This window comes from Polyangium jinanense, assembly GCF_028435265.1.
GTDB lineage: Bacteria > Myxococcota_A > Polyangia > Polyangiales > Polyangiaceae > Polyangium > Polyangium jinanense.
The window spans coordinates 445,835-466,883 of the sequence record NZ_JAGTJK010000003.1 but is presented as its reverse complement, the minus strand read 5'-3'; the positions used below and the strand labels follow the sequence as shown (position 1 = coordinate 466,883).

Genomic DNA, 21,049 nt, shown 5'->3' with positions numbered 1-21,049 from the left:
CCCTTGCGCGGGAGGTAACTTGGCCCACCATTGCTTGCTCGATGGCGACGGCACGCAGCGCTCCGGATTCCTCGCCCCTCGGGACGCCTCCGGCCGAGCAATCGGCGCACGCAGGGCCGTTCACGAGGACGCACATCGACCTCGCCGCAGCCCGCGCCGGCGGAATCGCCCGCGGCGGGGTGCGCGAGGGCGAGCTCTGCTTCCTGGGCTCGCTGCACGAGCTCGTCGCCATCGGGCTCTACCGGCCCGCACTCTCGGCGCTCGTCTCGGGCACCGGGACGCCGGCCCGCCCGCCGATGGATCGAGCCTACCTGCTCAAGATCCTCGATGAGGAGGTGGGCCGGCAGTTCGGCCACCCGCTGCGGCCGGTCGTCGAGCTCGTGCTGAACGCGATCGACGCGACACCCGAGCACCCCGCACGCGTGGACGTACGGGTGCGCGAGGGCGTGGTGACCGTGACCGACGATGGGATCGGCATGGATCTGCGGACGATCCTGTCACGTCTGCTCGTGCCGTTCGCCACCGACAAGCGGCCAGGCCTGGACCTCGGGCGCTTCGGCGTGGGCTTCTTCTCGGTCATCGGCCTGGGGCTGCCCGATCCGGCCAGCCTGTCGATCGAGGTGGAGACGGGTGACGGTGCGTCGGGCTGGTCGCTGTCGGTGCTCGCCGACGGACCGGAGCCTTCATCGCTCATCTGCGCGATCCGCAGGCTCACGCCGCGCGCCGGGACGCGCGTGCAGGTGCGCTCGTCGCTCATCGAGGCCGAGTCGCTCCGCGCGTACCTGCGCGACGCGCTGCACTTCTTCCCGAAGGAGCGCGCGATCGTGAACCTCGACGGCGTGCCGTTGAACGACGGCCGTTACCTCTCGGGAGGCACGCACTTCACCGACCCGCTCGCGCCCGAGGATCCGAGTCGCGTCGCGCGCTTCTACGTGGGCGGCCGTTCGCTCGTGACGGGGATCTGCGCCGCGACGTACCACGCCGGCGTGAAGGTCGAAGGCTGCCTAGCGATCCCGGAGCTCGCGCTGATCGACTTTCCCTCCGCGGTAGAGCTCACCGAGGGTCGCGACGCGCTCAAGCCTTGCCGCAACTTCCGCGCGACCGCGGCGGCGTTCTACCGCAAGCTCACGGACCTCGCCCGCGCCCCGGGGACGACCCGCAAGACAGCCGATCGCCTCGCGGAGGTCGCCGCGCAGATCAGCGCGCTGATGCTGCAATCCGCGGCGTGGAACGAGGTCGCGCCCGAGCTCGCGCGGGCCTTGCTCGGCCCCGATCGGTACCTCGTCGGGCCGGAGCGGCGCGAGCCTCTCATCGGCTTCCTCGGCAGCAACGTGGAGAGCCGGCTCTTCGTCCCCGAGAGCTTCTGGGCCGAACGCGAGTGGCAAGGGTTCATCCCCGGCGAGCGGGAGCTGCTCGCGCGCGAGCTCGAGATCGATCACGCCGAGAGCCTCTCGAGCCTCGCGCGTCGCCGCCCAGATCTGCCCGGGATCCTGGAGCTCGCGCGTCGATCCGAGCGGCCCGAGGCCGTCCCCGTGGCGCTCGCGCGCGGCCGCAAGAACGCGCCGGGTCCGCTGCCTTGCCTCGGGACACGTCATGCGCTGCTCGTGCGCGAGGACGCGCCTGCGGTCGCGCGGCGCGTGGGCTGGGCGGAGCAGTACGCGCTGCGCGTCGCGTTCGATCGCGCGACGGGCATGCGTGAACCGGATCTCGAGCGCGAGCTCATCGTCAGCGAGCCGATCGGGGTCATGGGAGCGGCGTAACCGAGCGCGCCTCGGACGGTGGGGAAATCAGGGGGGAACCGATGACCGAAGTCTACGCTGGCCGTCTCTCGGACCTGCTCCTCGTACGCGTGCATGGTCGCTCCGCGGCCTACCTCGCGGCGAGTCGCGCGGCCCGCCCGGGCATCGTGGAGGCTTGCCGCAGAGAGGCGACGGTCCCCGATCTCGCCGAGCGGATCCTCTCTCGCACGATCTACGCGCAGAGCGCCTCGCGCATCGCGCCGCTGCGTGAGCTCGTGCAGAACGCGCTCGACGCCTCGCCGCGCGGCTCCGCGATCGACGTGCAGTCGGGCCTCGGCGGCACCGAGATCATCGTGACGGATCGCGGGCGCGGCATGACGGCCGACGAGGTCCTCGGCGATCTGCTCGTCCCGTTTCGCAGCGGCAAGGAAGGCGAGGAGCTCGCGATCGGCGAGCACGGCATCGGCTTCTTCAGCGCGCTCGAGATCGCGCCGCGGCTCGAGGTGAAGACACGCACGCGCACCGAGGGCCACCTCCTGCGCGTCGAGCCACTCGGCAAGGGCCCGCCCTACGCCGATTTCGCCTGGTCACTTCGGCCGCTGCCGCACGTCGAGGGCTGGACGGGCACGTCGGTGCGGCTCCTGCTCGACGAGCCGATCAGCCGCTCGGTCCTCGCCTCGGAGGTCGCTGCGGCCGCCTCGTTCGTCGATCCCGCCGTCGCTCGGATCTACGTCGACGGTGTGCTCATCAACGTCGCCCGCACGCGCATGCGCCGCGTCGCGCGCGCGCACGTCGCGGGCCCGCTCACCGGCCCACTTGGCGAGCTCTCGATCTGGGTCGGCCGCGGCGACGGCGCCTTGCCGCACGTCACGATCACGCAGCGCGGATTGCTCGTCGCGGTCCGCCAGGATCTCTTCACCGCGCCCGAGCTCTCGCTCCACCGCGACCTCGCGCGGGCGATCGTGTCGGCGGGCTTCGGCATCGTCGTCGAGCTGCCCGCCGAGGTGCCGCTCAACAAGGGTCGATCTGCGGTGGCCGCGCATGCATCCGCGGCCGTCGAGTCCGCGCTCATCGCGGCGTTCGAGCGCTTCGTGCTCCACGACGCGCTCTACGATCGCGAACTCCTCCGCGCCGTGGATCATCGCCTCTCGTCGGTCCTCGATCGCCTGCTCTGTGCTGCGCTCGCGGGCCAGCCCACGCAGCCTGCGACGGCGAGCGCACCCGAGGAGCTCACGGAGGCGACCCGCTCGTCGAAGCCCTGGCCGCTCATCACGCCGCCGAGCTCCGTGCCGCCGGAGTCCGAGCGACGACCGCAGCGGCGCCCCACGGTGGCCGCGCCCGAGGAGGTCGTGCGGTTCGCGGACGCGCTGCTCGACACGCCGGCCATCCGCGTGCTCACCATCGACGACGAGCACGAGCAGCACCCGCGCATCGTCACCTTGCGCCATCTTCTTGGCGCTTACCGTGCGGGCACGCTCCGGCCTATGGGCGAGCCGCAGCTGCCGGGTCGCACGTACATCTCGCTCGACGATCCGCTCGCGGACGCACTCTGGCGGCGGCTCGTCGCGACCTCCGCGGCGGCGGCGGCGGCGAGCTCGCAGGACCGTCGGGGCCGACGCATCGGCGCGCTCGCGATGCAGCGCATCGATCGGGAGACCTTGCTCGCGACGGCGAAGGCGGTGCCGGGTGTCGATGCGCTCGCGGCGGCGATGACGGTGCTCGAGGGGATCGACGCGGCGATCTCGATCGCGGCGGAGCTCACGCCCTCGCCGATCTCGGTGCATCAGGATCTCTACGGCCCGGACGAGATGGCGCACACGGACGGCAGCGGCATCAGCGTCAACCTCGCGTCGGCGCGGGTGCGTGCGCTGCTCGTGTCCGTGCTGCAGCAGGACGATCCGGCGGCGTTCGGGGCGCTCGTGGATCTGATGCTGCACGAGAAGACGCACGTCTCGCTTGCGAGTTACGTCCCGCATGCGAACGCTGAGCACGGGGCGAGTTTTTACCGGCGCAAGGATCTCCTGCGGCGACGGCTCCTCGAGTCGATGGCGCGGGGCCTCGTGGGCGATCCGTCCTCGTGGCTCCCGGCGGCGCGGCGTGGACTTTCGTCGGTTGCCCTACCTGCGCCCGACGTCCTTGCTGCCACGTTCCAGTCCGTACCTTCGGTCGCTGCCTGACGGTTTTTCCCGTCCGCCCCCCTGGTCCTCGCCCTTCGGAGGCCCAGTCTCACACAGTCCGGCACATGGATGCGCATGTGCCGGCGATCCAAATCAGCATCTCAATTCACACAATTAGATCACAAGAGTCATCCGAAGCGAGATGACCCACTGTTCGTCCGGTTTTCCGAGCGGGTCTGTCGGACCTGATCGGCGAGCTGGATGCTTTCTTGTGATCGCGTGCGATGCCGCGTATCCTCGCGGTGCCCGGAGCCCCTTGGCGGGGATTTCTTGGCTAGCATCGGGGTCCGTTTCAGTCTATCCTGCCTTGGTTCAAGGTATTCTGCGGAACCCGGGGCGGGTCCATGGACCGCACCCGGCCTCCGCGACCTCGTAGGCACACGCCCCGGGGTGCAACGTCAACGCTTGGATTTCCCGCCGATTTTTCACGCGATGGTCGAACCGACGGTACACTCTGCTTCTACCCCGCCGAGCTGGCACGTGGGTTCGCCCGCTGTCCTGCCTGTGCGAGGGCGTGTGCAGACGGTGGGTGGCGGGTGTCCCCGCGCCGGCCGCGCAGGGTTGGGTCCGCATCACAGGGAGGTTGGTGTGAGTCCAGGTCAATCCAAGGACAATGAGGTGCTCTAATGGGTCTCATCCAAGAAGTCGCTCAGACCCACAGGCCGATTCTGGGAAACGACATTCCGCTGTTGGTCTTTCGCGTGTTCCGTCACTTCTCCGCGGGTTACGTGGAGGAGGTGCTGGGACGCGGGGCGGCGGTCGTTTTCCAGAACGGTGGTAGGGAGCTCGGCAAGGAAGCCGGCCAGATGCTGTACAAGCCGAGCACGGACGAATACCTCAAGGAGGTCGTCCAGTTCGTGCGCGATTCACGTATTGGCATTCTCATCCCTCGCCAGCTCGACGACAAGCTTCTCGTGGTGGACCTGGACGAGTGCATCACGTGCGCGGGCATGGCGAGCATCTCGAAGCGTATTTGCCACTTCGAGGTCGGCTTCGTCGCAGGGATCACCGAGGTCCTGATCAAGAAGAAGCCGAAGGCGTACGAGACGAAGTGCGGCGCCAACGGCGAAGGTACGTGCCAGGTGACGGTCGAATTGGGCTAGACGACGCCGCCACGTGGTGGTGGCGGCCTCGCCCACTCACCGGTTTTCCGATAGGCCCTCGGCGTAGGACGGTGGCCCGAGGGATTCCGGAGAGCAGTGCGAGAGGGCAGAACATGTCCCGGACGCGGCGCCCGGGTTGATTGATGAGCTCGAGCACGAACTCGGGCTCGGCTTGCCCGCACAGGAGGAGACGTGGCAGCTGGAAGTCGAGTCGAAAAAATCCAGGAAATTCTTCGCAATCTTCGTTCGGTATCGCCCGACATCATCGGGTCGGCCATGGTGAGCACCGACGGCTTCATCATCGCCTCGCTGCTCCCGAACGAGATCGACGAAGAGTTGGTGTCCGGTATGGCCGCCGCGCTCCTCGGTGTCGGTGAGCGTATCGCCCACGAGCTCATGGGTGGCGCCATGGAGCAGACGTACGTGCGTGGCCGTCAGGGCTACGTCATCCTGAACGCGGTCGGCGCGGAATCGCTGCTCATCGTGCTCACGACGCCGGACGCGAAGCTCGGCCTCGTGTTCCTCGATATTCGCCGGCGCGTGACCGAGCTGTCCAAGATCGTATGACGGCGGCCTGATTTGTTATGGCTAACTCGACTGGAAACGCTCGGCTGGCCTTTGGTGGGCTGCTGCTCCTCGGTCTCACGGACCTCGGGCTGATTAACCTCAAGCTCGCGCCCGAATACGCCGAGGAGCAAGCGAAGCAGGCCCAAGTGACCGGGGCACGGCCGGGGGGAACGACCTCGGCGCAGGCCTCGGCGCAAAGGCCTACGGCCACGCCTGGCCCGAGCGTCGCCGTCGCGCCGCCTCCACGACCGACCCCCACGCCCGAGCCGCCGACCACGGCGCCCGAGCCCACGGCGACGACCTCCGCGCTGCCGGTGGTCTCGGTGGCCACAGCGACTCCGCCGGCCCCCACGGCGGAGCCCGAGCCCACGCCCCCGCCGACGAAGCCCACGCCCCCGGCGGTGGCTTCCGGCGACAAACCCGCGGCGGTCTCCGACATCCTCTTCGAGATCGATTCGAATCTCTTGACGTTGTCGGCCAAGAGCACGCTCGACGAGGTCCTCAAGCAGCTGAAGGCGAACCCGAGCCTGCGCATCCATCTCCGGGGGCATTCGGATCAACTCGGATCGCGCGAGCACAACCTGGAGCTCAGCCGCAAGCGCGCCGCGGCGGTGGAGAACTTCTTCCACGCGAACGGCATTCCGCACTCCAGGATCACGACCGAGGCCGTGGGCGGCATGAAGCCCGCAGATGCCTCGAACACCCCCACGGCCTGGAGCCTAAACCGGCGCGTCGAGATCGAGTGGCGGTAGCCGAGGACTTGAGGAAGGAATGGACCTGATCCAATCGATATGGCTTTCTTCCGCGGCTGGAGCCGGGCTGTTTTTCGGGGCCGGCCTGCTCGTGAGCAGGGCGTTCCCTTCGAAGAACGGCGCCGCCGCGGATACGAGCCTCGTCCAGGCCGAAAAAGAGGCACGCCAGCAAGCCGAGACCCAGCTCGCGACCCTGCAGCAGCAGAACGCCGAGCTCTCGCGCTCGGCCTCCGAGGCCGCGGAAAGAGCTCGCTCCGAGGCCGCGCAGAAGGCGCAGGGTGAAGCGCAGAAGCTCCGCGAGCAGGTGAACCAGCTTCAGGCCGAGGTCAACCGCGCGCGCGCCGCTGCGAGCGGTCCTTCGCCTGCGGAAGCCCAACTGCGGCAGGAGAACGCCGAGCTCCGGCAACGCGTGGCCGCGGCCGATCAAGCCGCGCAGGCCTTGCAAGCCGAGCGCACTCGCGCCCACGACCTCGAGCAACGCCTGCAAGCCGCGATGGCCCAGGCGCAAGCGGGTCGCGGCGATGATGGCGCGCGGCAGGATCTCGAGCGCCGTCTCGCCGAATCGAACGCGCAGGTGCAGGCCGCGCAGGCGCAGCTCCGCGAGGCGCAGGCGCAAGCGAATCAGCTTCGCGCGTCGGCGCAGCGGGTCGAGCAGCTCACGGCGGAGAACGCGCAGCTCAAGACGCGCCAGGGCGGCTCGGACAAGCTCTCGGCGGAGCTCGCGACCGAGAAGGCCAAGGTGCAGCAGCTCCAGACGCAGGTCGCGGCGCTGCAGAAGACGGCCGAGAGCACGAGCAAGCTCGCGCAGGACATCCAGGCCGAGAAGACCAAGGTGCGCGACCTCGAGCAGAAGCTCGCGGCGGCGCAGAAGTCGACGGGCGACGCGGGCAAGGTCGGTCAGGAGCTCGCGGCCGAGAAGACGAAGGTGCAGCAGCTCCAGGCGCAGATCGCCACGTTGCAGCAAGCCGCGAACGAGGCGGCGAAGCTCGGCATGGAGCTCGGCACGGCGCGCGCGAAGGTGCAGGACCTCGAGGCGAAGCTCAAGGCGGCCTCTGCCAGCGCGCCCGCGGCGGCGAGCGGCGGCGGCGCGAGCGCGGCCGAGGCCGACAAGCTGCGCAAGGAAGCCGAAGCGCTCAACAAGAAGAACAACGAGCTCTCGCTCCGCGTGCGCACGCTCGAGCAGAAGGCCGCAGAGCTCGACTACTACGCCAACGAGAACAGCGATCTCCGCAGGCGTGTCGAGGAGCTCGAGGCGATCGCGATCGAGGCGAAGAACATGCGCCGGCGCATCATCGACCTCGAGGCGCAGGCCTTCGCCATGACGGCGGCGCGCTCGATGGAGAAGGCTCCGCCGAGCCAGGCGCCGATCAGCACCGCTCCGATCAGCTTCCGCAACACGGACAAACGCCTGGAGACGCTGCTCGAAGAAGGCATGAGCTCGCTGCTCCGCGAGGACACGGGTGGACGTGCGGTCGTGCTCGCGGATACGCGTGGTCTCGTGATCGCGGCAGCTGGCGAGGTTCGGTACCAGAACGAGCTCGCGGCCGCGGCTTCGGTCGTGTCCGAGGTGAGTGATCGGGTGAGGAACCTCCTGCCGATCGCCGAGCCTCACGTGATCCACATCCTCGACGTGAACAACGTGGTCATGCGGACGCGATGGCTGCGGTGGTCAGACGAGACGCTGGCGCTCAGCGTCCTCGGCTTCCGCGACGAGGCGCCGGATCCGGCCGAGGAGAAGGTCGTGAAGACGGTCACCAAGCTCTTTGGCTACGGTTGACGTTCAAGCCGCGGGGGTGGCGCGAGCGTCGTAGAATGGACGATCGCTGCGCCTACGCTGCGCCTCCCCCCTCCAAACCATGAGGAAAAACCGTCCCAACGTACCGTTTTCATCGGGGACCACCCTGCTCGACGAGATCGGGGTGGGTGTCGTGATCGTGGACGAGGGGGGCGAGGTCGTCGTGACGAACCGCGTCGCCGACGACCTGATCACGCGACGCGCGGGCGGCGCCCCGCTGATCAACAAGATCTTCGAGCACGTGGAGAACGTGCTCGGGCGCGACGGCCCGCCGCGCACGAAAGAGCTCACGGTCGAGGCCTTCGACGAAGCCGGCAACAAGACCATCGTCGGCTACCGCCTCATCCGCTCGAACCGGCTCGGCACGATCATCTCCATGCACGACGTCACGGAGACCGAGCGCTTCCAGGCCGAACGCAGGCAACTCGAGCGACTCTCCGAGGTCGGCAAGGCATGCGCGATGGTCGCGCACGAGATCGGCAACCCCCTCGCCGCGATCAAGGCGACGATCCAGTCGATTGAGCACGAGGCCGCCGAGGCCGGGCTCGGCGATTCGCTACACGCGGTAAACCGCGAGATCGACCGGCTGAACAACATGCTCGGCCAGCTCCTCGGCTTCGTGCGCCACCGGCCGCCCCGGCGCACCAAGGCCGATCTGCCGACCATCGTGAACCGCGCGCGCGGCGCGGCCGAGGGGCGGCTCAACAACATCCATTTCAGCACGCGCTACGGCCTTTTGCGCCCGCTCTGGATCGATCAGGACCAGCTCCAGCAGGTCCTTTTGAACCTCTTCATCAACGCGGCGGACGCGATGCCGGAGGGCGGGGAGCTGAAGGTCCACGCGGGCATCGAGGACGAGCGGATGGTCCTGCACGTGGAGGACACGGGCAGCGGGATCCCGGAGGAACTCGTCGACAAGGTCTTCGACTCGTTCTTCACGACCAAGCCTACGGGCACGGGGCTCGGGCTCTCGATATGTTATCGAATCGTGACCGACCACGGTGGCTCGATCACGATCGGCGGACGGAGCGGAAACGTCTCGGGAACGTGCGTCACGATCACGTTGCCCATCATGACCGGCAGGTAGAACAGCCATGGCTCAACGACGCCACAGAGTGCTGATCGTCGACGACGAGGACGGGATCGTCCTCGCTCTCCATCGGTTCCTGTACCAGGACAACCATCGATACGACGTCCTCCTAGCCAAGAACGCCGAGGTCGGGCGGCAGATCCTGCGCGAGACGCCGATCGACGTCCTGGTGACCGACGTCCACCTGCCGGGCATGAGCGGCATGGACCTCGTCGTCTGGGCCGCGGTGGAGACGCCGGACACGCGGGCGATCGTGATGACCGCGTTCGACGTCGCGACGATCCGCGACAAGGCGCACGCGGTCGGCTGTCTCAAGCTGATGCGCAAGCCCTTCGACCTGCACGAGCTCCGCGCGGCGCTCCTGCAGGCCATGGAGACGCGTGACAGCCTGCTCGGGAGCCTCTCCGAGCTCTCGGCGGTCGACGTCATCCAGATGCTCTGCCTCGGCCGCAAGACGACCGCGCTCCGCATCGCGCGTGGCCAAGTCTCGGGCATCATCCTCATCCATAACGGCGACATCGTGCACGCCGTCTGGGACAACATCGTCGGCGAGGAGGCGGTGCACGAGATGATCGCGGTCGAGGACGGCGTCTTCAACATGGCGCCGTTCCCGCCGGACTTCGAGCGCACGATCAACGGCGACTACCAGCACATCCTGATGGAGGGCGTGCGCAAGCTCGACGAGAAGGCGCGCTTCGGCCCGTCCGACGACGATGCGCCGCGTCCCTCGGTGCGGCCCGGCCGCATCACGCAGCAGCAGGGCAGCAAGGACGACTGGGACTTCGGGCCGGACCCCGGCTTCCAGCAGAAGGCGCAGATCCCGACGAACGCGCGTATGCGCCTCGACGCGCTCAACGCGCCGCCGGTGCCGCGCGAGCTCTCGTCGCAGGCGTTCCCGCCGCCTCCTCCGCCGCCTCCCCCGCCGCCTCCGCCTCCGCCGCCTCCCCCGCCGCCCGAGGAGACGCCGGAGGAGATCGCCGCGCGCCTCAAGGAGCGCGAGGTCGCGACGCTCATGGATCAGGGCTTCACCGCGCTGCGCAACGGCCAGCGCGAGGACGCGCGCAAGTTCTGGCAGCAGGCGCTGGAGCTCGACCCGGGCAACCGCCGCATCGAGCTCAACCTGAAGAAGCTCGACCAGGATCCGACGAAGCGATTCTGACGGATCGCTTCGGGCTCGAACCCTTGGGCCCCAAATGAAGAATGGCCCGGCTGTTTCGGCCGGGCCATTCTCGTTTTTGCGCCCCAGGCGGCGCGTTTACTCCTCGGCGTCGGCGACGGCCTGCGCCATCACGCCTTCTTCCTTGCGCGGGGCGGGGCGAGCCGGCGGGGGCTCGTTCTGGTAGGCGCGGCGCGTGAGGCCGTAATCCGTGAAGGCCAGCATCACGAGCTCGCCGTCGCCCGTGTTCTGCGTCTGGTGGAGCGACCAGCGGGGCACGAAGACCGTATCGCCGGCCTTCACCTCGACGGTCGACTCGTTCACCTGCACGCGGCCGGTGCCCTCGGCGATGTGGAGGACCATCTCGTGGGCGTGCTTGTGCCGCTCGTTGACCTTCCCGGGCGGGATGCGGACGATGCGGGTGTCGAGGATCTCCGACTTGAAGGGGATTCGCTCGACGGACTCGTTTTCGTAGCTCGCGACGCCGCGCTGGCCGGAGGCGAAGCGGATCTGGCTGGACTCGGGGAACTGGGGGGCGAGGGAGCGGCGCGCCTGGATGCGGCTCAGCACGCCCTGGAGCTTCCGACCCTGGATGGCGTCGTAGAGGCTCTCGAAGAAGCGGTGGCGCAGGCTCAGCGCGTAATTCATCGACGACAGGCACGTGTTGTACCAGTCGGGCGTGTGCATGTAGGACAGCATCATGTCCTCCAGCGTCGCCGCGTGCTCGTCATCGCATCCGATGTGAATGCGGAAGAAGGTCAGGAACTCCTCGGAGATCCCGGCCTTGAGCATGCCCTCGACCATGATCGTATACATCCGCGAGACGATGCCCTCGGTGCCGAGCGACAGGAACGAGGAGCCCGCGGCGGGGTGGGAGCGCAGGCAGAAATCGAGGAATTCGCGCACGAAGAAGCGCGAGGCGTCGAGATAGTCGGTCTTATCGATGTCGATTTCGAGCCCATCGCGGAGGAACTTGCGGAAGATCTCGGCGTGGCGTTTGTCCGTCTCCTGGCCGCCGCCCTCCTCCCACAGGTTCTCCGACAGCCGCGCGCGATGGTAATCGTTGTCCGAGTTCGCCATCAGCGCGGCGAGGTATCGGGTGAAGTTGCGGTTGTAGAGGTAGTACTGGCCGAAAAAGAACTGGAAATCGGCCTTCGTGAGGTGCCCGGCCGTGCACGCTTTGAAGAAGCGGTTCCGCCAGAACGGGTGCTCGGCCTGGGCCAGCTTGAGGTTGTGCAGCGCCGCCTCGGCGCCTTTCCGATCGGGGTTGTTCACCCCCTCCTGCGTGGTCACGAAGGCCGGCGCGCGCGACGAGGGCGGCATGGCATCCCAGCCCACATTATTGGTTTCATGCTTCGCCTCTCCGGACATACAATTCTCCTCGATCGGCCAGGGTTTGGCGCCGCAGCGCGATATACCGTCGCGCGCTGCGATGCGTCAGGCGGCTCGCCCGCCGAAAACATATCGGCAGGGACGAATAGATAAGATCGAATCTATACCGTTTCCGGTCGCCGAGCGAGGCGTTTCACGACCTTACACCAAGAAATGGCCACGCAGCTGGAACGGGCCCTCAAATGCATGGGATCCCATTCAATTTTAATCCATGGGATCCCATGTATTTAAATGAATGGGATCCCATTCTTTTCACTGACAACGCACAACTCCACGTACCGCCAGCGGCCTGGCGCGAAAAACAGATGTGGTGTGCGTGGAACGTTAGAATCGTGCCCGCGCGGGTCGGAGCACGATTCTGGCAATCAGACGGGGCGCTGGGCAGCGATCGTGGCGTCGGCGCGCGAGAGTTTCGCGTTCGTTCGCGATTTGTTGTCGACAACGCTGACGACGTGAATGCCCTGCGGGGTCAGTGACAAGGACACCATGCACACCATCGTCGCCGTGAGCCCCTCGCCGGCCACGGCCACGAGCGATCCGGGCCTGCAATCCGCCGCCGAGGGGCGGATGCGGCTCCCGAGCGGCGTGTCGCGGAACGTGCGCACGACGTTCACGAGATCGGCGGCCGTGCCGAGGACGACGATTGGGCCCTTCGGTTCGAAGTCGGCGAGCCATCCAGGGCCGAAGGACTCGACCACGCGCGCCGGCGGCAAGCGGCGCAGGAGCATCGTGTTCGCCTGCACGACGAGCCGGTCGACGATGCGACCATCCGCCGAGCCGCGCCACTTCTCGAGCGTCTCCTCGACGGGCTTGCCCTGTTCCAGGCGGATGAGGCGACGATCGATGACGCCGCCCAGCGTGGCCGCGCCAGAGTGCTCGACGATTTCCACGGTGCCGAGCTGGCTCCACGCCGTGCGCGTTTGAAGCGCGCGCGCGAGCTCCTCGGTCCAGGCGAGGGCGGTGGGTTCGAGGTCCGTGGCGTTCGTCATCAGGGCACATCCTATCCAGGTTCGGGGCGGATGGCGCGAGGTTCCGGCGTCCCCTGGGGCCGGATGTCGGGTGCCCCCCGCCTTACATGCTAAGACTGCCGGCCATGACCGTCCTTCAGGTCTCCGGACTCGGCTTCGGGTACGGCGCAAATCAGCTCTTTCAGGGGGTGACGTTCTCGCTCGCCCCGGGGGAGAGGGCCGCGCTCGTGGCGCCGAACGGCGCGGGAAAGTCCACGCTCATGCGGCTGATCGCGCGGGAGCTCGTCCCGGACGCGGGCTCGGTCGTGATCAAGCGGGGGACGCGGGTCGCGTACGTCCGGCAGTCGCACGAGCTGCCGAAGGTCGGCACGGTGCTCGAAGCGTTCCTGTCGGGGTTCGACGAGCTACTCTCCTTGCGGAAGGAGCTCGACGAGGCGTCGCACGCGGCCGCGAGCGGGACGAAACAAGCGCTCGATCGGCTGGCGACCGCGACGGACAAGTACCACCTGGCGGGCGGGGACGCGCTGGAGCGGCGGGTGGAAATGCTCGCGGCGCACCTCGGCTTCTCGCACGAGGACATGGGCCGCGCGCTCGGGAGCCTGTCCGGCGGGGAGCGAGGGCGGCTGCACCTCGGCGTGGCGCTCGCGAACACGCCGGACCTGATCTTGCTCGACGAGCCGACGAATCACCTCGACATCGAGACGATCGCCTGGCTCGAGCGGCACCTCGCGGGTCTGCCGAGCGCGATGCTCGTGGTTTCGCACGATCGCGCGTTCCTCGACGCGCTCTGCCCGATCACGATGGAGCTCGGGCGGCGGAGTTTCCGCGTGTATCCGCTCGCGTACTCGCGATACGCGGAGGCGCGGGAGGAGGATCTCGAGCGGGAGCGCGAGCTCGCCGAGCGGCAGGAGGCGTTCGTCGCGAAGACCGAGGAGTTCATCCGGCGGAACATCGCGGGGCAGAAGACGAAGCAGGCGCAGAGCCGGCGGAAGATGCTCGACAAGATGGAGACCGTCGACCGGCCGGAGGACGTGTGGGCGCGGGCCGAGAAGGTCGCCTTCCGCTTCGTACAGGCGCCGCGGAGCGGGGACATCGTGCTCGACGCGCGCGGGCTCGCCGCAGAGCGAGGCGGGCGGCAGCTCTTTTCGGACTTCGATTTGCTCGTGCGTCGCGGGGAGCGGATCGGGATCCTCGGGCAGAATGGGTGTGGCAAGTCGACGCTCTTGAAGATCCTCGCGGGCCGCGGCGCGGAAGACGATCAGGGCGAGGTCAAGCGCGGGACGAACCTGTGCGAGGGGTACTTCGATCAGCACCTCGGCTCGCTCGACCCGAACAAGACCGCGGTCGAGGAGATCCGCAGCGTGCGCGGCGACATGAACGTCGACGCCGCGCGGCAGTACCTCGCGCGGTTCCGGTTCTACGGCGACGACACGCTGCGCAAAGTAGAAGGTTTTTCCGGCGGCGAGCGGAGTCGGCTCGCCCTGGCAAAGCTCCTGCTCGAACCTCGCAATCTGCTCTTTCTCGACGAGCCGACGAACCACCTCGACATCCCTGCGGCCGAGATCCTCGAAGAGGCGCTCGCGAGCTTCGAGGGATCGGTGCTGCTCGTGTCGCACGATCGCCGCTTCCTCGACGCGGTGACCACGCGGATCTGCGCGTTCAACGGCGGCAAGATCGAGCTCTTCCCCGGCGGATACCGCGACTTCCAGGCGAGTTTGTCCCGGCCGGCCGCGCCACCCGAGGAGGACGACGACGCGCGCGAGGATGAGCGTGCGCAGGATGATGGGCGCTCGAAGCGCGCGGTGAAGCGGAGCGCGTCGACGGTCGTGGCGCAAGCGAAGGGGCCGGAGTCGCCGCTCGACAAGAAACGCGCGTTCGAGGCGGAGAAGGCCGCGTCGCGGGCGCTCGAGCGAAAGCGCAAGCGCGTGAAGGAGCTCGAAGAGGAGATCGCGAAGGGCGAGGCCGAGCTCGGGCGGATGCGCGAGGTACTCAAGCAGGACCCGGGCGGGGACTGGGAAAAACTCGCGAAGATGGTGGCCGAGGAGCAAGCGCTCGCGAAGCGCGTGGACACGTCGATGACGGAGTGGATGACGCTCGGCGAGGAGCTCGCGGCAGAAGACGTGGGGAGGACGGCGTGAGGCGCCTCCGCGCCGTGGCGATGCTCGCGCTCGTCACGCTGGCGAGCGCGGCCGCGTGCTCGACCAAAAAGGAAGACGACGGCACGACGCCGCTCGCGACGACGGAGGAGCTGCCGGCGCTCGCGATCGGCGAGGACACGCCGAACCTCCTGCTCACGTGGATCGACGAGAAGGGCGACATGCACGTGGAGCTCAAGCCCGCGGACGTGCCGGCGGAGGGTCGATCGCTCGTGCGTGTCGTCGTGAGTGATCGCGAGGAGGGCACGAAAAGCCTGTTTTACGTCGTCGATCTGACGAAGAAGCGCGAGGACGGGACGTACGCGACGCGGACGATGACGCGGCGCGCGTGGGAGTCCGAGGTGGAAAAGCGGCGGAGCGCGTACCTCGCGAAGATCGCCCCGCCTCCGCCGCAGCCCTCGCCGACGGGCGCGCCGAGCGCGGCGCAGGGGCCGAAAAAGGCGGACGAGCCGCCCGTCGTGGCCTCGGATCTGACGGTGATCGTCTACGGCGCGGACTGGTGCAAACCCTGCCACCAGGCGGAAGATTATTTGCGCTCCAAGGGAGTGCGTGTCGTGAAGAAGGACGTGGAGGCGAGCCCCGAGGCGGCCCTCGAGATGCGCGACAAGCTCGACAAGGCGGGCCAGCGCGGGGGCAGCATCCCGGTCATCGACATCCGCGGGCAGATCCTCGTGGGCTTCAGCACCCACGCCGTCGACCGCGCGCTCGCGAAGGCGTCCGCCGGCACGGCGCTCTGACAGCGGAAGAAGCCCAAGATCGTCGCTCTGCGCGTGCGCCCACGTTGCCCTCGCCAGGCGCCGGGCGTATACGAGCGGCCCCCCCGCAAGCCGGACCCGAAAGCGCGGGGATTTCCAGGAGCGAACTCCATGATCGACGTAGTCATGCCCCAGCTCGGTGAGAGCGTGGCCGAGGGGACGGTGACCAAGTGGCTCGTGCGTGTAGGCGACTTCGTGAAGCGGGAGCAGCCGCTCCTGGAGGTCGCGACGGACAAGGCCGACACCGAGGTCCCCTCGCCTACCGCGGGGCGGGTCGCCGAGATTGATGCGGCCGTAGGGGCGGTGGTCCCGAAGGGCGGGCTGCTCTGCCGCATCGACGAGACGGCGACCGCCGGCGCAGACGTGGTGCGCCCCGTCATCCCCGCGCCGGCCGAGCCGCAGGCGCCGAAAGAGACGAAGGCCGAGGCCGCGGCGCAGCCGCTCGGTTCGCCCTCGACGCGCAAGCTCGCGCGTGAAGAAGGCGTCGATCTGAGCCAGGTGCAAGGCACGGGCGAGCACGGGCGCATCACGCACGACGACGTGCGCCGCGTGGCCCATGCCACGCCCCCGCCGGCGCCTGCCGCGCCCGCGCCTGCCGCGCCTCCGCCGGCCCCCGCGGCCGTGCCCGTCGCCCCGATCGCAGCCGCGCCGGAGCTCGCGCAGCTCGTGCAGGCGGGCGGCGGGTTTGTCCCGCCGATCCCGGGTGTCGGGTACGGCGCGTACAAGGTGCCGCCGTACACGCCGCGACCGGGCGACGAGGTCATTCCGTTCTCGCGCCGCCGCCGCATCACGGCCGATCACATGGCGTACTCGAAGATCACGTCGCCGCACGTGGTCACGGTGGCCGAGGTCGATCTGCAGGCGACCACGAAGCTGCGCGAGCAGCACAAGGATCGCTTCAAGAAGGAGGGCGTGCCGCTCACGTTCCTCGCCTTCATCTGCGCCGCGACGGTCCGCGCGCTGCGCGAGCACCCGCACCTCAACGCGCGCGTGCTCGACAACTCCTTCGCCGTGCTCAAGGAGATCAACCTCGGCGTCGCCGTCGACACGCCCGGCGGCCTCATCGTGCCGAGCATCAAGCACGCCGATCAGCTCTCGCTGCGGGGCGTCGCGGCGCAGATCGACGATCTCGCCACGCGCGCCCGCGCCAACAAGATCACCGCGGACGACCTCGCCGGCACGACGTTCACGGTGTCGAACCCCGGCCTCAAGGGCAACCTCTTTGGCGGCGCGATCATCTCGCAGCCGAACGTGGGCATCTTGCGCATGGGCGAGATCAAGAAGCGGCCTGTCGTAGTGACGCGCGACGGCGAGGACGTGATCGCCATCCATCCGGTCATGTACATGGCGCTCTCGTACGATCACCGGATCGTCGACGGCGTGCTGGCGAACTCGTTCCTCTGGCGCGTCGCGGATCTTCTGAGCCGCGGGGAGTTCGAAGTCGGATGACTGCCGTGACGACCAAACCCGAGGGCCATCGCCCGCTGTCCGAGGTCGATCCCGAGATCGCCGAGCTCATCCGCCGCGAAGAGCGCGCGGAGGCCGACACGATCCGGCTCATCGCGAGCGAGAACTACGTCTCGCGCGCGGTCCTCGAGGCGACGGGGTCGGTCCTGACGAACAAGTACTCGGAGGGCTACCCGCACAAGCGGTACTACGAGGGCCAGCAGCAGATCGATCAGGTCGAGGAGCTGGCCAAGAACCGCATGAAGCAGGTGTTCGGAGCCGAGCACGTCAACGTGCAGCCCTACTCGGGCAGCCCTGCGAACCTCGCCGTCTACCTCGCGTTCGTGAAGCCCGGCGAGACGATCATGGGCCTCGGCCTGCCCGCGGGCGGGCACCTGACGCACGGCTGGAACGTCAGCATCACGGGCAAGTTCTTCACGAGCGTGCCCTACGGCGTGCGCGCGGAGGATCACCGCATCGACATGGACCAGGTGCGCGAGCTCGCGAGGCAGCACCGGCCGAAGCTCATCTGGTGCGGCACGACGGCCTACCCGCGCACGCTCGACTTCCCCGCGTTCCGCGCCATCGCGGACGAGGTGGGCGCGATCCTCGCGGCGGACATCGCGCACATCGCGGGGCTCGTCGCGGGCGGGGCGCATCCGTCGCCGATCGGGATCGCGGACGTCGTGACGATGACGACGCACAAGACGTTCCGTGGCCCGCGCGGCGCGGCGATCCTGTGCAAGGCCGAGCACGCCTCCGCGATCGATCGCGCGGTGTTCCCCGGCCTGCAGGGCGGCCCGCACAACCACACGACGGCCGCAATCGCGGTCGCCGCGCGCGAGGCGATGGAGCCGTCGTTCAAGCAGTACGCTGCGCGCGTGGTGGAAAACGCGCGGGTGCTCGGCGAGGCGCTGGAAGCGAAGGGCTTCCGGCTCATCACGGGCGGCACGGACAACCACCTCCTGCTCGTCGACATGACGCCGAAGAACATCGGCGGAAAGCCGTACGCGAAGGCGCTCGATCGCGCAGGGCTCGTGGGCAACTACAACGCGATCCCGAACGATCCGCGCAAGCCCATGGATCCGTCGGGGCTCCGCATCGGCACGCCGTCGATCTCGTCGCGTGGCATGGGCCCGAAGGAGATGGGGCTCATCGCGGGGTGGATGGCCGAGGTGGCCGACCATCCGCAGGACGAGGCGCGCATCGCGCGTATCGCCGGCGAGGTGAAGGAGCTCTGCACGAGCTTCCCCGCGCCCGGCATCCTCTCCTGACAAACAGCCGCACAAAACACCACGGGGGCGCCGCTCGATCCGTCGAGCCGCGCCCCCGCGCTTTTCGCCTCGATCCGAGGCTACGTCATTTCACTTCGAGTAGAGCTGCGCCGCGATGACGCCCGATCCACGCGTCGCCTTGATGACGTACTTGGCCTGCCCCGCCATCGGCCACGGCCACTTGTAGCAATTGCCGCCGCCGCCGAGCGAGGCCTGCTGGCCGCTGCCGCTGTCCTGCGCGAGGACCGGGCTCATGCCGGGCACGGGCGTCGTGGCGACGAGCTGGATGTCGACCTCGCTCGGCCCCGCGCCGACGGCGAGCACCGTGTAGCACTTGCCCGGCTGGAGGTTGACGGGCTCCTCGAGGATGCTGCCCTCGGAGAAGTTCGCCGCGGCGACGTTGCCGTCGCGCTGCATGCCCGGGGCCGACTGCTGGGCGAACGCCGTGAGCGGCAAGGTGGCCGCGCCGGCGAGGTTCGGGTCGATGCGCTGCGCCTGCGCGCCGCTGCTCGTCTGGGTCGTGCCGCCCGTCGTCGTGGTGCCGCCCGGGGCGGGGAAGCCGGGGATCGTGGGGAACTGGAAGCCGCCCGGCTGCTGCGTCGTGCCCTGCGGGGCCGGCTGCTGAGGCGCCGGCTGCTGCTGCGGGTACGGCTGTTGCTGCGGGTACGGCTGCTGCTGCGGATACGGCTGCTGCTGCGGGTACTGCCCCTGCGGGTACTGGCCCTGCGGGTACTGCCCCTGCGGGTACTGCCCCTGCGGGTATTGCCCCTGCGGATACTGCTGCTGCTGGTAGGGGTTCTGCTGGTTTGCGGCCGTCTGGGCCGGCTGAGAGTCGTCGGACTTCTCGCAGCCGGTCGCAAGCGCGAGCGCGACGAGCAGCGCGGACGAGATGACGATGGTTCGATTCAAGGCGACCTCCTCGGGAGTCGGGCGAATGCTGGGTCCTACCCTATCAATCAACGCGGGCAGCCCGTGAAACTTACGACTGCCTTCCCGACGGATTGGACGGGCGTCAAGCAACAGCGGATCGGCCAAAGCCGTTTTTCGTCCCCACGCTCCCTCGCCCGCCGCGCACCAGGCCCCTGCCCGCCTCAGCAAAGTAACTTTAAATACTTGTTCATGAGCGACAGGAGCGGGGGGTCGAAGGGGACGGACGTTCCGCCCGGAACGTTCGGGCGCTGGTTCCTGGACGAAGAGCTCAAGCCAGGCGCGGGGATGGGGATCGCGGCGGAGCGCGCCGAGTACCACCTGTGTCGGGCCATCGCGAACCTCGAGCGCGGCATGCTGCGCGAGGCGCTCGACGACGCGAACACGGCCGCGCACCTCGACGCGTCGCTCCGAGCCCGCGCGCTCATCGTGGCCCGCATCTGCATCCAGCGAGAGATGGAGGAGCTCGGCGTCCCCGTGCGATGACCGAGGCGGAAGCCGCCCCGAGCGGCCTCATCGATTGTGGCCCCGCGTAGGCTTCGGGTGTATGAGCGCGACTCTGTCTCGCGCGGCGCACCTCTTGCGCCCCTCGAGCCTCGAGGAGGGTCCGATGACGCGTTCGATGGTGTGCATGGGGGCCGCTGCGGCGGCCGTGTCGATGATGGTCGTGGTGATGTCGGCGGGCTGCGGCAGCGAGCCCGAGACGCCGCCGCAGCCGGGTCCGGATGCCGGCTTCATGCCCCCGCCGCCGCCCCCGCCTCCCCCGCCTCCCCCGCCCCCGCCGACGGTCGCGGCGTGTGATTCGGTGCAGTCGCTGGCGCTGACGACGATGGTGGAGGGGCGCGGGAAGGTGGAGGCGCCCGGCATGAAGCCCGAAGGTGGGCAGCTCTGCATGGTGGTGCCCGAGGGGCAGACGGCCTCGACGCCGACGATGATGCTCGAGCCGGGCTTCTGTTACACGGTGATCGGGCAGGGCGCGGGCGGCGTGACGGAGCTCAACCTGGCGCTGACGCTCGACATGGCGACGGCGCTGCCGGCGCAGCTCGGCGCGCTCGCGGCAAACCCGACGCTCGCGGTGGATCAGGAGGCGGGTGCATCGGCGTCGATCGGCCAGAAGACGAGCTGCTACGCGTGGCCGTGGCCGGTGCCGGCGATGGTGAAGGTCAACGCGACGGCGAAGACGGGCACGGGGCCCGTGGCCATCCAGGTCTACAAGAAGAAGAAGTGAAGCGTCCCGCGGCGGCGCGGCTCTCCATCGGGTGAGGGCCGCGCCGCGCGTCGGCCCGGCGAATGGTTGGAGCCCCAAGGTTCGCGGGCTCGTTTTTCGAGCGCACAAAAAACGAACGGCCCACGCGCATCGCGAGGGCCGTTCGTCGCGCGCTGCTGCCGCGACGGGGAGCAGCGGTTTATCAGGCGAGAGCGTCCTTGATCGCCTTGATCGGGCGCGCACGCACCGACTTGCTGGCGGGCTTGGCCGGGAAGGTCATCGGCTGCTTGGTGAAGGGGTTGATGCCCTGGCGTGCCTTCGTCGCCGGCCGCTTCACCACCCGGAACTTCGCGAAGCCCGGCAGCGTGAAGACGCCCGACTTCTTCAGCTCACGGTGCCCGACCGTGACCAGAGACTCGAGCACACTCTTGACCTGCTTGCGGGAGATCTCGTCCCCAGCAGCCTCCGTGATCGCCTGGATCAGAGCGCTCTTGCTCAACGACTTCTTCGCCCCGCCCCCAGCACTCTTCTTGGTCGCCATTGCA

Annotated in this window: 18 protein-coding genes; 14 read left to right on the top strand and 4 right to left on the bottom strand. The window is 68.7% G+C overall.

What is annotated here, in order from left to right; all coding sequences use genetic code 11:
• Positions 1-41 precede the first annotated feature (41 nt).
• The 8 genes from KEG38_RS10515 (at position 42) to KEG38_RS10480 (ending at position 10,382) form a co-directional block, all read left to right on the top strand.
• On the top strand, positions 42-1,760 hold the full coding sequence (locus KEG38_RS10515; RefSeq protein ID WP_272419095.1) for an ATP-binding protein: 1,719 nt from the start codon (positions 42-44) through the stop codon (positions 1,758-1,760).
• A 41-nt stretch (positions 1,761-1,801) separates the two neighbouring features.
• Complete coding sequence (locus KEG38_RS10510; protein ID WP_272419094.1) at positions 1,802-3,916, top strand: ATP-binding protein; 2,115 nt, start codon at positions 1,802-1,804, stop codon at positions 3,914-3,916.
• Between the two features lie 689 nt (positions 3,917-4,605).
• Positions 4,606-5,019, top strand: a complete 414-nt coding sequence (locus KEG38_RS10505) for a V4R domain-containing protein (protein ID WP_272419092.1) — start codon at positions 4,606-4,608, stop codon at positions 5,017-5,019.
• Positions 5,020-5,211: 192 nt separating this feature from the next.
• Positions 5,212-5,586, top strand: a complete 375-nt coding sequence (locus tag KEG38_RS10500) for a roadblock/LC7 domain-containing protein (protein ID WP_272419090.1) — start codon at positions 5,212-5,214, stop codon at positions 5,584-5,586.
• A 17-nt stretch (positions 5,587-5,603) separates the two neighbouring features.
• The gene (locus KEG38_RS10495) at positions 5,604-6,338 is read left to right on the top strand and encodes an OmpA family protein (protein ID WP_272419088.1); all 735 of its coding nucleotides are present in this window, start codon (positions 5,604-5,606) and stop codon (positions 6,336-6,338) included.
• Positions 6,339-6,357: 19 nt separating this feature from the next.
• Positions 6,358-8,115, top strand: coding sequence for a coiled-coil domain-containing protein (locus KEG38_RS10490; protein WP_272419086.1), 1,758 nt, complete (start codon positions 6,358-6,360; stop codon positions 8,113-8,115).
• A gap of 79 nt (positions 8,116-8,194) precedes the next feature.
• Positions 8,195-9,220, top strand: coding sequence for a two-component system sensor histidine kinase NtrB (locus tag KEG38_RS10485; RefSeq protein WP_272419084.1), 1,026 nt, complete (start codon positions 8,195-8,197; stop codon positions 9,218-9,220).
• 7 nt (positions 9,221-9,227) lie between these two features.
• Positions 9,228-10,382, top strand: a complete 1,155-nt coding sequence (locus tag KEG38_RS10480) for a DUF4388 domain-containing protein (protein ID WP_272419083.1) — start codon at positions 9,228-9,230, stop codon at positions 10,380-10,382.
• Between the two features lie 96 nt (positions 10,383-10,478).
• Here KEG38_RS10480 and KEG38_RS10475 read toward each other — a convergent pair whose 3' ends face one another.
• A complete protein-coding gene (locus tag KEG38_RS10475; RefSeq protein ID WP_272419081.1) occupies positions 10,479-11,750 on the bottom strand; it encodes an iron-containing redox enzyme family protein in 1,272 nt (423 codons plus the stop codon).
• Positions 11,751-12,136: 386 nt separating this feature from the next.
• The gene (locus KEG38_RS10470; protein ID WP_272419079.1) at positions 12,137-12,760 is read right to left on the bottom strand and encodes a hypothetical protein; all 624 of its coding nucleotides are present in this window, start codon (positions 12,758-12,760) and stop codon (positions 12,137-12,139) included.
• A 104-nt stretch (positions 12,761-12,864) separates the two neighbouring features.
• On the opposite strand from KEG38_RS10470, the gene KEG38_RS10465 reads away from it, so the two are divergent.
• From KEG38_RS10465 to glyA, 4 genes are all read left to right on the top strand, one after another.
• On the top strand, positions 12,865-14,877 hold the full coding sequence (locus KEG38_RS10465) for an ABC-F family ATP-binding cassette domain-containing protein (protein ID WP_272419078.1): 2,013 nt from the start codon (positions 12,865-12,867) through the stop codon (positions 14,875-14,877).
• Positions 14,874-15,632 (top strand): glutaredoxin domain-containing protein, encoded by a 759-nt coding sequence (locus tag KEG38_RS10460; protein ID WP_272419076.1) that lies wholly within the window; start codon positions 14,874-14,876, stop codon positions 15,630-15,632. The genes KEG38_RS10465 and KEG38_RS10460 overlap by 4 nt, the downstream gene beginning before the upstream one ends.
• Before the next feature lie 129 nt (positions 15,633-15,761).
• On the top strand, positions 15,762-17,099 hold the full coding sequence (locus KEG38_RS10455; RefSeq protein ID WP_272419074.1) for a dihydrolipoamide acetyltransferase family protein: 1,338 nt from the start codon (positions 15,762-15,764) through the stop codon (positions 17,097-17,099).
• A gap of 5 nt (positions 17,100-17,104) precedes the next feature.
• The gene (gene glyA, locus KEG38_RS10450; RefSeq protein WP_372518167.1) at positions 17,105-18,370 is read left to right on the top strand and encodes a serine hydroxymethyltransferase; all 1,266 of its coding nucleotides are present in this window, start codon (positions 17,105-17,107) and stop codon (positions 18,368-18,370) included.
• Between the two features lie 90 nt (positions 18,371-18,460).
• On the opposite strand, the gene KEG38_RS10445 is transcribed toward glyA, so the two are convergent.
• Complete coding sequence (locus tag KEG38_RS10445) at positions 18,461-19,279, bottom strand: hypothetical protein (RefSeq protein ID WP_272419070.1); 819 nt, start codon at positions 19,277-19,279, stop codon at positions 18,461-18,463.
• A gap of 210 nt (positions 19,280-19,489) precedes the next feature.
• Here KEG38_RS10445 and KEG38_RS10440 point away from each other — a divergent pair, with 210 nt between their 5' ends.
• Positions 19,490-19,783, top strand: coding sequence for a hypothetical protein (locus KEG38_RS10440; RefSeq protein ID WP_272419069.1), 294 nt, complete (start codon positions 19,490-19,492; stop codon positions 19,781-19,783).
• Between the two features lie 124 nt (positions 19,784-19,907).
• A complete protein-coding gene (locus KEG38_RS10435) occupies positions 19,908-20,525 on the top strand; it encodes a hypothetical protein (protein ID WP_272419067.1) in 618 nt (205 codons plus the stop codon).
• 181 nt (positions 20,526-20,706) lie between these two features.
• Here the strand turns inward: KEG38_RS10435 and KEG38_RS10430 are convergent, their stop codons facing one another.
• Positions 20,707-21,045, bottom strand: coding sequence for an HU family DNA-binding protein (locus KEG38_RS10430; RefSeq protein ID WP_153818780.1), 339 nt, complete (start codon positions 21,043-21,045; stop codon positions 20,707-20,709).
• Positions 21,046-21,049 lie beyond the last annotated feature (4 nt).